10 protein-coding genes are annotated in these 13,488 nt (G+C 65.6%); 1 reads left to right on the top strand and 9 read right to left on the bottom strand.

Annotated features, from left to right (window positions below; genetic code table 11):
• Positions 1 to 24: 24 nt before the first annotated feature.
• The 5 genes from GB927_RS09225 to GB927_RS09205 are packed head-to-tail and all read right to left on the bottom strand — an operon-like array spanning position 25 to position 6,215.
• Entirely contained in the window at positions 25 to 1,746 is a 1,722-nt protein-coding gene (locus GB927_RS09225; protein ID WP_256116436.1) for an acetyl/propionyl/methylcrotonyl-CoA carboxylase subunit alpha, read from the bottom strand.
• 4 nt (positions 1,747 to 1,750) lie between these two features.
• Positions 1,751 to 3,346 carry a 5-oxoprolinase subunit B/C family protein gene (locus GB927_RS09220; protein ID WP_256116435.1) on the bottom strand — a complete coding sequence of 532 codons (1,596 nt, stop codon included), beginning with the start codon at positions 3,344 to 3,346 and terminating at the stop codon, positions 1,751 to 1,753.
• A 6-nt stretch (positions 3,347 to 3,352) separates the two neighbouring features.
• Positions 3,353 to 4,162 carry a putative hydro-lyase gene (locus tag GB927_RS09215; protein ID WP_256116434.1) on the bottom strand — a complete coding sequence of 270 codons (810 nt, stop codon included), beginning with the start codon at positions 4,160 to 4,162 and terminating at the stop codon, positions 3,353 to 3,355.
• 9 nt (positions 4,163 to 4,171) lie between these two features.
• The gene (locus GB927_RS09210; RefSeq protein WP_256116433.1) at positions 4,172 to 4,939 is read right to left on the bottom strand and encodes a LamB/YcsF family protein; all 768 of its coding nucleotides are present in this window, start codon (positions 4,937 to 4,939) and stop codon (positions 4,172 to 4,174) included.
• A 13-nt stretch (positions 4,940 to 4,952) separates the two neighbouring features.
• A complete protein-coding gene (locus GB927_RS09205) occupies positions 4,953 to 6,215 on the bottom strand; it encodes an NRAMP family divalent metal transporter (protein ID WP_256116432.1) in 1,263 nt (420 codons plus the stop codon).
• 241 nt (positions 6,216 to 6,456) lie between these two features.
• On the opposite strand from GB927_RS09205, the gene GB927_RS09200 reads away from it, so the two are divergent.
• Positions 6,457 to 7,119, top strand: a complete 663-nt coding sequence (locus GB927_RS09200; protein ID WP_256116431.1) for a GntR family transcriptional regulator — start codon at positions 6,457 to 6,459, stop codon at positions 7,117 to 7,119.
• Positions 7,120 to 7,133: 14 nt separating this feature from the next.
• Here GB927_RS09200 and GB927_RS09195 read toward each other — a convergent pair whose 3' ends face one another.
• The 4 genes from GB927_RS09195 to GB927_RS09180 form a co-directional block, all read right to left on the bottom strand.
• Positions 7,134 to 9,143 carry a putative bifunctional diguanylate cyclase/phosphodiesterase gene (locus GB927_RS09195; protein WP_256116430.1) on the bottom strand — a complete coding sequence of 670 codons (2,010 nt, stop codon included), beginning with the start codon at positions 9,141 to 9,143 and terminating at the stop codon, positions 7,134 to 7,136.
• A 221-nt stretch (positions 9,144 to 9,364) separates the two neighbouring features.
• A complete protein-coding gene (locus tag GB927_RS09190) occupies positions 9,365 to 10,894 on the bottom strand; it encodes an FGGY-family carbohydrate kinase (RefSeq protein ID WP_256116429.1) in 1,530 nt (509 codons plus the stop codon).
• A 28-nt stretch (positions 10,895 to 10,922) separates the two neighbouring features.
• Complete coding sequence (locus GB927_RS09185) at positions 10,923 to 11,765, bottom strand: class I fructose-bisphosphate aldolase (protein WP_439655480.1); 843 nt, start codon at positions 11,763 to 11,765, stop codon at positions 10,923 to 10,925.
• Positions 11,738 to 13,486: a glycerol-3-phosphate dehydrogenase/oxidase gene (locus tag GB927_RS09180; RefSeq protein WP_256116428.1), complete on the bottom strand. Its 1,749-nt coding sequence runs from the start codon at positions 13,484 to 13,486 to the stop codon at positions 11,738 to 11,740. Before GB927_RS09180 ends, GB927_RS09185 begins: the two co-directional genes overlap by 28 nt.
• Positions 13,487 to 13,488: the final 2 nt, after the last annotated feature.

The raw sequence follows: 13,488 nt of genomic DNA, 5'->3' as shown, positions 1-13,488 counted from the left end.
CCGGGACGCGGAAGCCCAGGGACATCAGCCTTCGAACACCATCAGCGTGTCGCCGGCTTGCAAGTAATCGCCTTCCTTGACGCGGAGGCGCAGTTTTCCGGCCTTCGGGGCGAGAACCTGCGTTTCCATCTTCATCGCCTCCATCACCGCCACCAGCTCGCCTTCGGCAACACTCGCGCCATCGGCGATCTTGAAGCTCTGCAGCGTGCCGGAAACCGGGGCGGCGATGCCATCCTCGACCGGCTTGCTGCCGGCAGTGGCCACGCCCTGGCCGGCCGTGCCGAAGCCCGCGAGCAACAGGCTCGGCAGCGCCAGCGCGACGCGTTTGCCGTCGATTTCCAGGTGGGTGCGGATCAGCGACGGATCGCTTGCCGGTTCCGGCCGCACCACGGCGTCCGGCATGGCGGCGAAATCGGTCTCGATCCAGCGGGTATGCACCTTGAAACCGTCGGTGCCGATGAAATCCGCGGTGTCGATCGCCGCGCGGTGGAACGGCAGCACCGTCGCCACGCCCTCGATGCGGAATTCCTTCAGCGCCCGGCGGGCGCGGCGCAAGGCCTCATCGCGCGTCGCACCGGTAACGATCAGCTTGGCTATCAGCGAGTCGAAGACGCCCGGGATGCTGGAACCGCTGACGACTCCGCTATCCACGCGCACGCCCGGACCCGACGGCGGATCGAAGGTGGTGATCGTGCCCGGTGTCGGCAGGAAGCCGCGGCCCGGGTCTTCCGCGTTGATACGAAACTCGATGGAATGGCCGCGAGGGGTCGGCGTTTCCAACATGCGCAGCGGCTCACCCTCGGCGATGCGGAACTGCTCGATGACGAGGTCGATGCCGGTGGTCTCTTCGGTGACTGGGTGCTCGACCTGGAGGCGGGTATTGACCTCCAGGAAGGAGATCGTGCCATCGACGCCAAGCAGGAATTCGACCGTGCCGGCACCGGAATAGCCGGCGGCGGCGCAGATCGCCTTGGCCGCATCGTGGATCTTCTGGCGCTGTTCCGGCGTCAGGAAGGGCGCCGGCGCCTCTTCGATGAGTTTCTGGTTGCGGCGCTGCGCCGAGCAGTCGCGGGTGCCGAGCACGAGCACATTGCCGTGTTTGTCGGCGATGACCTGCGCCTCGATATGGCGCGGCCGGTCGAGGAAACGTTCGAGGAAACATTCGCCGCGGCCGAAGGCGGCAGTCGCCTCGCGCACGGCGGATTCGTAGAGGTCGGCGACCTCCTCCATCTTCCAGGCGACCTTGATGCCGCGCCCGCCGCCGCCATAGGCGGCCTTGATGGCGACCGGCAGGCCGTGTTCTTTCGCAAAGGCGACGACTTCCGCCGCGGAGGAAACCGGGCCATCACTGCCGGCAACAAGCGGGGCACCAACGTTCTGTGCAATGCGCCGCGCCTCGACCTTATCGCCGAGCGCCTCGATCACATGCGGGTCCGGCCCGATCCAGGTGAGACCGGCATCCTGCACCGCCTTGGCGAATTCTGCCCGCTCGGAGAGGAAACCGTAACCCGGATGCACGGCATCGGCGCCGGCGCGCTTGGCGACGGCGATCAGCTTTTCGATGTCGAGATAGGTTTCCGCCGGGCGCACACCGCCGAGCCCATAAGCCTCGTCGGCGAGGCGCACGAAGAGCGCGTCGGCATCCGGATCGGCATAGACGGCGACCGACTGGAGGCCATGGTCGCGGCAGGCGCGCAGGATGCGCACGGCGATTTCGCCACGATTGGCAATCAGCACTTTCTTCATGGCGTTACTCCTGGCGGTTCGCGATATCGGCGAAGGGGCCGATCGGGCGGAAGCGGATCTTGGCGTTGATGGGAATCTGGCCGGCGAGATCCAGATGATATTCGGCCACCGCGCCGATAACGGGATAACCGCCGGTCAGCGGATGGTCGGCGAGGAACAGCACCGGCTGGCCGCTATGCGGCACCTGGATGGCTCCGGTCGCCGTGCCCTCGCTCGGCAGTTCGGCGCTGTCCTTGCGCTCCAGCGGGGTATCGCCGGCAAGGCGAATGCCGACGCGACTCGACTGCGGCGTCACCTGCCAGAGCTGGCCCGTCAGCGTCTCGATGCCCTTCTGCGTGAACCAGTCCGTGCGCGGGCCAAGCACCACGTCAAGCGTCACCACGTCGCCGGCAGAGGGTAGGTTGAAGGCGGGGTTTTCATCGATGGTAACGCTCTTGAGCCCGTCCTTGCGGTCTTTCAACACGAGTACGGTCCCGGCCGTCACCGGCTCGGGGCCGACCACCGCCAGCGTGTCGGTCGCCGCACTGCCGAGAACCGGCGCGACATCGAAGCCGCCGCGCACGGCGAGGTAGGATCGCATGCCCTTGCGGGGATGGCCGACCGTCACGATGTCACCCGGCTCCAGCGAGATCGGCTGGTGGATCTCGAACTGGTTTTCGCGGCCGGAAGCATCACGCACCGTCACGGGACATGGCGCGCCGGCTAGGCCGATCACCGCACGAACATTGCTCTCGAAGGAGAAGCCGCCGAGGGTGAGTTCGAGGGCCGGCGTGTTTGCCGGATTGCCGACGATGCGGTTTACGGCATTGAAGGCGCCGCGGTCGAGCGCGCCGGAGGCGGAAACGCCCTGCCCCGTCTGGCCGAAGCGGCCGAGGTCCTGGAACAGCGCCGGCATGGGGGCTGCGAGCACCTTGAATTGCGGTGCATTCGCGGCGACGGAGCGCTCCGCACGCGGCGCAGATGCGGGAATACTGACCGTCTTGCCCGATTTTTCGAGGTCGAAGAAGCGGACGCGGTAGCCGGGCTGGAACAGTGCGCCCGGATCGCGGTCGATGTCCCACATTTTGACCGGCGTCGTGCCGATGATCTGCCAGCCGCCGGGGCTTGCCTGCGGGTAGACGCCGCTGAAGGCACCGGCGATTGCCACGGAGCCGGCGGGAATACGGGTGCGCGGGCTCTTGCGGCGCGGCACATGCAAGGCCGGATCGCCGCCGACGAGATAGCCGAAGCCGGGCGCAAAGCCGCAAAAGGCGACCGTGAATTCGCTTTCGGTGTGGCGGCGGATGACCTCGTCGATGCTAAGGCCGGTAAGCTCCGCCACGTCGGCCAGGTCTTCGCCGTCATAAAGCACCGGGATTTCGACCAGGTGCTCGGAGGGCGCAATCCTCGCCGAAAGGTCACGCGTGCCGATGCGCGCCGCGAGTTCCGCGTCGGAGACCTTTTCCGGGTGGAAGCGGATCATCAGCGTGCGGGCGGCCGGCACCATTTCCGCGATGCCGGCGACGGGCTCCGCCTGAAGCGAGGCGAAGAGGGCGAGCGTCTCGTCGAGATCGGCGAGCTCGACGAGGATGGTGGTCAGGCTGACGGGAAGAAAGCGCATGAACCCTCACGCATGATAGGCGGAATCGGGGATATCGGTGATGAACATGTAGCCGGGAGCATGCGTGATGGCGAAGGGAACGCCGGAGGCCATCACGGCCGCCTGCGGGGTGACGCCGCACGCCCAGAACACCGGCACTTCACCAGGTTCGATGCGCACCGCGTCGCCGAAATCCGGTTTAGCGAGATCGGTAATGCCGATCTCTTCGGGTGCCCCGACATGTACCGGCGCGCCGTGTACCGCCGGGAAACGGCCGGAAATCGTTGCCGCATCCGCCACCCGCGCGGCCGGGATCGGCCGCATGGAGACGACCATATTGCCCTTGAGGCGCCCGGCGGGGCGGCAGGCCTTGTTGGTGAGGTACATCGGCACGTTGCTCTTGTCCGTCATATGCCGGATCTCGATACCCGCCTCCACCATCGGCGTCTCGAAGGTGAAGGAGCAACCGATCAGGAAGGCGACGAGGTCGTCGCGCTCCGCCCAGGCCGCAGTCGCGTCGGGCGTCTCTTCGACAAGCTTGCCGTCCCGCCAAATGCGATAGAGCGGCAGGTCGGTGCGCAGGTCCGCATCAGGCGCCAGCAGCGTGGTTGGCGCGCCCGGGTCGGAAACATCCAGAACCGGGCACGGTTTGGGATTGCGCTGCGCGTAGAGCAGGAAATCGAAGGCCCAGTCGCGCGGCAACACGATCATGTTGGCCTGCGTGAAGCCGGGCGCCACTCCGGAGGTCGGTTCGATGCGGCCGTCACGATAGGTTTTTCGCGCATCGCGGGCGGCTGTGGCATCTGTGTGGTTGAGATAGGCTGTGGGGATCGTCATGGCCGCGCCTCAGCTCTTGTCGGCGAAGGAGCGGATGGCGATGCCTTCCGCCTCGAAACGACGGCGGATTTCTTGCGCGATGGCGACCGCGCCGGGGCTGTCGCCATGCACGCAGATCGACTGCGCCTCGACACGGATGACGCTGCCGTCGATCGCCTCCAGCGTGCCTTCGCGGGCGAGCTGCACCATGCGGTCGGCGATTTTTTGCTCATCGTGCAGCACGGCACCGGCCTCGCGGCGGGAGACGAGCTCGCCCTTCGGCGTATAGGCCCGGTCGGCGAAGGCTTCGGCGACGACGGCAAGGCCCGCCCGGCGCGCGAGATCGAGGATCGGCGCATTGGCAAGGCCCATCAGGACGAGCGACGGATCGATCGCCTTGATGCCGTCGATCACCGCCTGGCCCTGCTTGGCGTCATGGGCGATGCGGTTGTAGAGCGCGCCGTGCGGCTTGACGTAGCGCACTGTCGCTCCGGCCGCTGCGGCGACGCCCTTCAGCGCGCCGATCTGGTAGATCACGTCAGCGATCAGTTCTTCCGAGGTCGCATCCAGGTCACGCCGGCCGAAGCCGACGCGGTCCGGATAGGAGACATGGGCGCCGATGACGACGCCGTTGTCCGCCGCCGCCTTCACCGTGCGGTAGATGCCGGCCGGGTCGCCGGCGTGGAAACCGCAGGCAATGTTGGCCGAGGAGACGACGGAGAGCATGGCGGCGTCGTCGCCCATGCGCCAGGCGCCATAGCTTTCGCCGAGATCACTGTTGAGATCGATCGCTACCATGGTCTTTCTCCCTTTAACCGAGCAGGCTGAAGATCGTGCCGGCCGACTTGTAGCCCATATACCATGTCAGCGCGCAGACCAGGACGCCGAGGGCCAGCAGCCAGCGCGGGTAACGATAGCCGCCCATTAGGTCTTCGCGCTTCCAGGCGGCGAAGAGGAAGATGGAAAGGCCGATCGGCAGGATGAGGCCATTGAGGCCGCCGACGAAGACCAGCATCGCGGCCGGCGGAGTCGTCATCAGCAGGTAGCAGACGAGCGAGATGGCGATGAAGACCACCGTTGCCATGTTGCGGGCATGTTCGCTGATGTCCTGCTTGAAGGCGGTGATGAAAGAGACCGACGTATAGGCCGCACCGATGACGCTGGTGATGGCCGCAGCCCAGAAGATGATGCCGAAGAGACGCAGGCCGACATTGCCGGCTGCCGCCTGGAAGGCCTGCGCGGCAGGGTTTGCGCCCTGGCCGGACGTATCGATGACAACGCCGCTGGCAACAACGCCGAGGATGGCGAGGAACAGCACGTAGCGCATCAGGCCGGTGACGGTGATGCCGGTCAGTGCCGCGCGGTTGACGGCGGGCAGGTTCTCGACGCCGACCATCCCGCGGTCGAGCAGACGATGCGCACCGGAATAGGTAATATAGCCGCCGACCGTACCGCCGACGATCGTCGTGATGGTGGCAAAATCGATCGTGTCCGGCAGGACCGTCTGGAACAGGGCGTCACCGACGGGCGGGCCGGAGACGAAGGCGACGTAGAGCGTCAACACGATCATCAGGATGCCGGCGAAGATGATGAAGCGGTCGACGGCAAGCCCGGCGCGCTTCGACAGGAAGATGCCGATCGAGAAAACGGCACTGATGGCGCCGCCGATCTTCGGATCGAGGCCGAAGATGGCGTTGAGGCCGAGGCCCGTGCCGCCGATATTGCCGATGTTGAAGAACAGCCCGCCCACGATGACGAGCACGGCCAGCAGATGGCCGGAACCGGGAATGGCGGCATTGGCGACATCGGAGGCGCGCATGCGCGTCAGGGTGACGATGCGCCAGATATTGAGCTGCACGACGAAGTCGATGAGGATCGAGGCAAGAATGCCGAAGGCGAAGGCGGCACCCAGCTTGGTGGTAAAGGTCGCCGTCTGGGTGATGAAGCCCGGGCCGATGGCGGATGTCGCCATCAGGAAGATTGCGGCGACGAGCGCCGACCGACGGGATTTCACCGTATGAATGCCTTGCGCGACCACACCCTGGCCGGCAGGCACAGCTGAACTCTGTTCCATGAGATTTCTCCGCTCTCACTCCATCCGCCCCTCGCGGATTCCATGACCGAATGATGAACTGCTACACAAAAATGTCAATATTGTTCAACAATATTTCTGTATCGTTCCTTATTTATGCCTTTTTACCAACCACATAGCGCGAGATTCGGGACAATTTCCGGCTCCACTGCCCCCGCATTCGTGCTAATGGCAGCGATGAAAGAGGGTTCGGACGCGGAAATGCCGGGCCAGGGAGAGTGGAATGACGGACGACGGAGATGGCCTGCCGCTTGCGGATCGACTGGCGCGGCGCATTCGCACGCTGCTGATCTCGGGCGAGCTTGCGCCCGGCCAGCGCCTGTCGGAGGCCGCCTTCAGCGAGCGTTTCGACGTCTCGCGCAACTCGCTGCGCGAAGCCTTCCGCCTGCTCACCAAGGATGGGCTGCTGCGCCACGAGGCCAATCGCGGCGTCTTCGTCGCGGTGCCCTCCATGGCGTCGATCATCGATATCTACCGCGTGCGGCGCATGCTGGAATGTGGCGCGCTGCGCCAGGCTTGGCAGCAGCACCCGGCCATCCGCGTCATGCGCGAGGCCGTGACCATGGCGCGGCTAGAGCGCGACCAGGCAAACTGGATCGGCGTCGGCAGCGCCAACATGACGTTCCACGCCGCCATCATCGACCTCTCCGACAGCGTGCGGCTCAACGAATTCTATGAGCGCATCGCAGCCGAACTGCGCCTGTGCTTCGGGCTCCTGAACGACCCGGAACACCTGCATTCCCCCTTCGTCGACATGAACGACGCCATCACGACGCTGGTCGAGACGAACAAGCCGCATGAGGCGGCGGCGCAGATGGAGACCTATCTCAACCTCGCCGAACGCACGATGCTGAAGGCGCTGGAGCGGGCCTCGGAACAGGCGTAGCGGGTGCCCTGCGCCTAGGCCACGTCGGCGCAGCGCAGCGGCACGACGAGACCCGTCGCCTCCGCGCGAAAGGGCTCCGGACGGCCGATGGAATAGCCCTGCGCGTAGTCCACGCCGATGGTTTGCAGCGCGGCGAAAATCTCCGTGTTTTCAACGAATTCGGCGATCGTCTTGCGCCCGGCGAGATGCGAAATCTGGTTGATCATCTCGACGGTCATCCAGTCCGCCTTGTCCTTCAGCATGTCGCGCACGAAGCTGCCGTCGATCTTCACGTAATCGACCGGCAGGCGCTTCAGGTAGGTCAAGGACGACATGCCCACGCCGAAATCGTCGAGCGCGAAACGGCAGCCCATGGCCCGCATCGCGTTCATGAAGGCGATGGCCTCGTCGAGGTTCTCGATGGCGCTCGTCTCCGTGATCTCGAAGCACAGCACGTCGGCCGGCACCCGGCTGCGGCGCAGTGCATCGCGCAGGAACGGCAGGAAGGTATCGTCCTTCAGCGTCAGCCCGCTGAGATTGATGGAATAGGTGCCGGAGATAGTGCCCCGGCGTCGGCCGATGATATCAAGCGCATTGCGCACCACCCAGCGGTCGAGCGACGGCATCAGGCCGAAACGTTCGGCGGCCGGAATGAAGGCGCCGGGCGCCAGCAGTTTGCCGTTCTCTTCCAGCCGGAGCAGGATTTCGCAATGTTCTTCCGCCTCGCCCGTCCCGTCGACCGGCGCGATCGCCTGGGAGAACAGCCGAAAGCTGTCCTCCTCCAGCGCGCGGTGCAGGCGCTGCACCCAGTGCAGATTGGCGGTGAACTGGGTCTGCGCCGCGTCGGTCGTCTCGAAGACATGCACGCGGTTGCGCCCCTTCTCCTTCGCCATATAGCAGGCGATATCGGCGGCACGCAGCGCTTCCTGCAGCGTGTAGCTGCGCTCGGCGAGATGCACCACGCCGACCGAGGCGCTGATCGAGTAGCGGTGCCCATTCCAGACGAAGTCGATCGCCTCGGTGATTTCACGAAGCCGCATGGCGATGCGTAGCGCGTCTTCCGGCGAACAATTCGGCAGAACGATGCCGAACTCGTCGCCGCCGAGCCGTGCGAGCAGGTCCGTGCCGCGGATCGCCTTGACGAGATCGCGCGCCACCCGGCGCAGAAGCTCATCGCCCGCTGCATGGCCGCCATTGTCGTTGACCGCCTTGAACTGGTCGAGATCAATGAACATCAGCGCATGGCGGGTCTGCGGCCCATCCAGCATGCGGCCGAGCTCGTCCTCGAAGAGCCGCCGGTTCGGCAGGCCGGTGAGGTCGTCGTGATGGGCGCTGAAGGACAGTTGCTCCTCGATCCTGCGCCGGTGCGCAAGGAAGCTGTTCAGCCGCCAGACGGTGAGCAGGATGAAGATCAGCGCCATCGCCACATTGCTGACGAGGAGCACGGTCTGCACCTGGCGCGTGCCTTCGCCGAGACGATCGGAGAAGCGCTTGGTGAGCGGCGTCACCAGCGCGTTGATCTCGTCGAGCTGGCGCGTGATGTCGCGGCGGTCGACCTCGTTGACGTGCTGGGACGTGACCGCCTCGCCGATCGGCAGCAACTGCATCAGGACACCTTCGGCCGTGCGCCAGTCGCGAATGCAGGCCTCCATGACGGGCAGCCACCGGAAATAGCGGAAAAGCCAGATGACGCTCGGTATGTCGTCCGGATGGTTGGCGCCATCGAGGAAGCCCTGGTATGCGGCCTCGATATCCGGCGGGCTCGCCTCCAGCGCCAGGCGCGCCGCGCGGTCTCCCATCGGGATCGCCATCGCCTCGTGGTAACGATCGACGAAGGAGCGATTGCCGGATTCGGCATAGCGGTTGAGGTAATAAAGCGCGTCGTGCTGGCCCTTGGACCACAGGCTTTCGCCGGTCACGAAGGCGCGCAGCGACGAGGTGACCTCAAGGCTGAATGTCGCAAGCGCCGTCTGCAGAAGCACGATCAGCACGAAGGGCCAGGCGACGGAAATCAGGCGAAGCGTGCTCCTGGGGGATCGCTTCATGGCCGCCCTCTGGCGTTAGCGGTCGCTGTCGTCCCGTCCAAAGGCCGTACCCGTCTCACCACGTTCATTCCATGCCATCGCTTCGGTACAGACGATTGGAGCACAAGAGAGTGATGAAAGTGCTAATACAACCTTGAGATTGCATTCTATCGGGCGTTATTTGGCACAGATCGAACGAGCCGGCACCGGCGATGAAATCGCCGGTGCCCTGCCCGAAGTGATCACGCCGCGGCGTCCGTCGCCCTCGGCTCGCTCGCCGAAAGCCGCCGCCAGAGCGGCGTCATGGCCTCGGTGATGTCCTTGTAGAGCGCGTAGCGGCGATTGTAGTGCGCGGCAAGCGCGCCGTTCGGCCGGTAATGCCGCTCGACCCGCACCATGGCATTCGCCCCTTCCGTGAAATCGGCAAAGAGGCCAACGCCCGTGCCCGCCGCGATTGCCGCACCGAGCGCCCCCGTCTCGCGTGAGACGGCGACGGTCACGGGCACGCCGAGCACATCGGCAAAGATCTGCGGCCAGAGCTTGCTGCGCGACCCGCCGCCCGACAGCACCGCTTCGTCGAAGGTGGCGCCCGCCTTGCGGATCGTCTCGATGTGGTGGCGATGACCGAAGGCGACGCCTTCGAGCAGCGCGCGCACGAGATGCCCCTTGGTGTGCCAGCCGGCAATGCCGTAAAAGCCGGCCCGCGCATGGCCATCCTGCTGGGCGCCGTAGAGATAGGGGTGGTAGAGCGGATCATCCGCCGCCGGCTCCACCGCCGCGGCAAAGGCGCAGCAGGCATCGAAAGGCGAGACGCCCTCCTCATGCTCGCCCTCGAAGAACTCCCGCACCAGCCATTCGAGATTGGCGGCCGAGGTGGCGCTGTTTTCCATCGCCATGTAGCGCGTGCGGTCGAAGGTCGAGGACATGAAGACCGGGCCGTCGAGATCCGGACCGTCGATGATGACCTGGTTGATGCTCCAGGTGCCGGCGATGATCGAGGCGCTGCCGGTGCGCGACACACCGGATCCCAGCGCCGAGGCGACGACGTCGAACAGGCCGCCGATGACGGGTGTGCCGGCGGCAAGCCCGGTTTCCCGCGCCACTTCTTCCGTCACCGTGCCGGCAATGTCGGCGCTTTCGATGAGCGGCGGCAGCAGGTCCATGCAGTCCCCAAGGCCATAGGCCTCCATCAACGTCTTGTCGTAGCGGCGCCCTGCCAGATCGAGCAGCCCAGCGCCGGACATGTCCGAGACCTCGCTGACGCGCTTTCCCGTCAGCCGGTTGACCACGAAATCCTTGGAGAAGAACACCGTGCCGATGCGCTGGAAAAGCTCCGGCCGGTGGCGCTTCAGCCAGGCGAGCAAGGTCGGCGTCTGGGACGGCCAGGGGCGCTGGCGGGCGAGCGGATAGGTCCGGTCGCCGACGCCCTGCGCGGCCCATTCTTCAACGAGGCCGGTCGCCCGCGTATCGAGCGACTGGATGCCGATGAGCGGCTCGCCGGCCCGGTCGAGCGCATAAAGCCCGTTGCCGTGGCCGGCGCAGCCGATCGCGGCGATGTCGCTCGCCGCGATACCCGCCTTGTCGAGGCAGGTGCGGATGACGCGCCGGGCATTGGCCCAGAGTTCACCGAGATCACGCTCGACATGGCCGGGATGCGGCATGCGGCTATGACCTTCCTCCCCCGCATAGGCCACTTCCCTGCCCGTCAGGTCAAAAATCACCGCCTTGATGACGGTGTTGCCGGCGTCGAGCCCCAGCAGATATTTTTCCATTCGGAACCCCTCCCAAGGTTCGAGGTCATCAAGCCTGCTGGTACAGCGCGAAGGCTTCCTCGCCGCTCGCATCCTGGTGGATGATCGCCATCAGCCCGCGCACCACCGCACTCGGATTGGCATGCTGGTAGATATTGCGCCCATAGACCATGCCCACTGCGCCCTGCCGCATCAAGGCCGCCGATTTATCGAACACGGCGCGAAGATCCTCCTTGCCGCCGCCGCGCACCAGAACCGGGCAGCGCGCGGCTTCCACAACGCGGTGGAAATCCTCCGCATTGGTCGTCGGATCGGCCTTGACGATATCGGCGCCCATCTCGCGGGCAAGCCGCGTCAGGGTCACGATCTTTTCCGCATCGCCATCGACCATGTAGCCGCCTCGCTCGGTGACGGGCTGCATGACGAGCGGCTCGATCATCAGCGGCATGCCGTATTTCTCGCAGTCTGCCCGCACGCGCGAAATGTTCTGCACGCATTGGCGGAAGAGGTCCGGCTCGTCCGGCAGCATGAAGAGGTTGACCACCACGCAGGCGGCATCCATCTGCAAGGCGCCGATCAGCGGCTCGGCGTCGTTCTGCAACACCGCCCACATATCGCGGTGGCGGATGCGGTTATAGGGATTGCCCATGTCGATGCGCATAACGAGGGCCGGCTTGTCCTTGCCGGGAATGTCCTGCAACAGGTCGGCTTGGCCATAGTTCATCTGGATGGCATCCGGCCCGGCATCGACCAGCGCCTTCACCACGGCCGGCACGTTCTCCAGCCCGTCGAGGAAGGACGGCTCGTTGCACACGCCGTGATCGATCGCCACATCCAGGCAACGGCCGTTGCCGAACAGCCGGTTCATCCGGACCTTGCGGTTGTCTCGCATAATTCACTCCTTTGTTCGTTCCTTGCGGAAAGGCTTTTTTCGGTGACGCCGTGGCGCTCACCCATGAGGGTTAGAAAACGGCTGCGCTCTTCGCCGGCCCGCTGGGCGGACCAGCCTTTTTCGGCGGCCAGCACGCCGAGGGCGGCCTCGGTCATGGCCAGCGAAAGTTCGCCGGTAATGGCAAGCGTCGTGCGGCGCGCGAGCAGGTCGTCCAGATGCTCGACTGCTTCGCAGCGGATGAGATGGATCAGTTCGCGGACGCTGTAGCCGCCATGGGGCAAGGGATGGTCCGGCGCCGCGGCGATGAAGCGGGCCACATCTGCGGCATCCGTGCCGTAGCGCTCGAACAGCAAAGCGGCCCGTTCCGTGGAAATGCCCGTCAAGGCCGCGAGGTCGCGAACCCAGCCGCTGCCGTCCTTCGGAAAAGCCCGGCCGCCACCGATGGTGCGCTCGGCCGTATCGACGCGGCGCGACTTTCCAAGCCGTTCCAGCGCCATATCGGCCGCCATCTCGCCGAAGGAGCGGAAGGTCGTCCACTTGCCGCCGATCATGCAGAGCACCGGCGGCCCGCCGTCCTGGCCTTCCAGCACGGTGCAGAAATGGTCGCGCGGGATGCGGCCGGTAAAGCTGTCGTTGCTCGCCGGCAGCGGGCGCACGCCGGCGAACTGGAAGACAATTTCCTCCGGCCGGATTTTGACGACCGGCAGCACGAAAGCGAGCGATTGCAGGATATAATCCCGCTCATCCGCCTCGCAGCGCACCGTGCCGGGGTCGTCCACGCGGATATCCGTCGAGCCGACCAGCACCTTGCCGAGATAGGGGAAGAGAATGCAGATACGGCCATCCTCGTTCTCGTAGTAGATCATGTGCCCGTCGAGCATGTCGCGCAGGCCGGCATTGTCGATGATCAGATGCGAGCCCTTTGTGCCGCCCACCAGCGGCGCGGGACGCGCCTCCTCCGGGAAGAGCGTGCCATTCGCGATGTCGATCCAGCCGCCGGTCGCATTGATGACTAGCCTTGGCTGGATGGACAGCGTCTCGCCGGACACGCCGTCGCGCAGCAAGAACTCGCCCGCACCGGCCTGTTCGACCGTCGCATAGTTCAGCGCCTTGGCGTTCGGGCCGGCGGAGAGGCCGTCGCGCAGAAGCTCGATGCCGATGCGCTCCGGGTGGCTGACCCAGGCGTCGTAATAGGTCGCGGAATTGCGGATCGCCGGATTGAGCGCCGGCCATTTCTCCAGCGTCGCCTTGCGGCCGCGGAACTGGTGTTTGGGCATCAAGGCGCGTTTGCGCGTCAGGAAATCGTAGATGCCGAGGCCCGTCTTGATGGCGATGGCGCCGCGGCGGCTCGGGCGGCGGGTGAGGCCGAGGAAACGCACGATGCCGTTGGCGAGACCGGAAAAGACATCGAAGATCGGCACCGTCGTCGGCAGCGGCGCGACATAGTGCGGGGCGTTGCGCAGCAGCCGGTCGCGCTCGACGAGCGATTCCTGCACCAGACTGAACTCGCCGTTTTCCAGATAGCGCAGACCACCGTGAACCATGCGCGAGAGGGCGGCACTGGCGCCGGAGCAATAGTCGTCCTTCTCGACGAGGAGCACGTCGACGCCCTGCAACGCCAGCTCGCGGAAGACGCTGAGCCCGTTGATGCCGCCGCCGAGGACGCACACGTCCACCTTCGGGCTCCGGCGAAGCCCGTCCATTGTCTCTGCACGGTTCATGA

Origin of the sequence: Shinella lacus (genome assembly GCF_010994755.1) — a bacterium.
GTDB classification, from domain to species: domain Bacteria; phylum Pseudomonadota; class Alphaproteobacteria; order Rhizobiales; family Rhizobiaceae; genus Shinella; species Shinella lacus.
The sequence above is the reverse complement of the archived record's forward strand: the minus strand, read 5'-3'. Positions and strand labels throughout refer to the sequence as shown.

Excerpts from the sequence above, each read along its gene's own strand:
- GB927_RS09225 (WP_256116436.1), bottom strand. The coding sequence starts at position 1,746 with ATGAAGAAAGTGCTGATTGCCAATCGTGGCGAAATCGCCGTGCGCATC.
- GB927_RS09220 (WP_256116435.1), bottom strand. The coding sequence starts at position 3,346 with ATGCGCTTTCTTCCCGTCAGCCTGACCACCATCCTCGTCGAGCTCGCC.
- GB927_RS09215 (WP_256116434.1), bottom strand. The coding sequence starts at position 4,162 with ATGACGATCCCCACAGCCTATCTCAACCACACAGATGCCACAGCCGCC.
- GB927_RS09210 (WP_256116433.1), bottom strand. The coding sequence starts at position 4,939 with ATGGTAGCGATCGATCTCAACAGTGATCTCGGCGAAAGCTATGGCGCC.
- GB927_RS09205 (WP_256116432.1), bottom strand. The coding sequence starts at position 6,215 with ATGGAACAGAGTTCAGCTGTGCCTGCCGGCCAGGGTGTGGTCGCGCAA.
- GB927_RS09200 (WP_256116431.1), top strand. The coding sequence starts at position 6,457 with ATGACGGACGACGGAGATGGCCTGCCGCTTGCGGATCGACTGGCGCGG.
- GB927_RS09195 (WP_256116430.1), bottom strand. The coding sequence starts at position 9,143 with ATGAAGCGATCCCCCAGGAGCACGCTTCGCCTGATTTCCGTCGCCTGG.
- GB927_RS09190 (WP_256116429.1), bottom strand. The coding sequence starts at position 10,894 with ATGGAAAAATATCTGCTGGGGCTCGACGCCGGCAACACCGTCATCAAG.
- GB927_RS09185 (WP_439655480.1), bottom strand. The coding sequence starts at position 11,765 with ATGCGAGACAACCGCAAGGTCCGGATGAACCGGCTGTTCGGCAACGGC.
- GB927_RS09180 (WP_256116428.1), bottom strand. The coding sequence starts at position 13,486 with ATGAACCGTGCAGAGACAATGGACGGGCTTCGCCGGAGCCCGAAGGTG.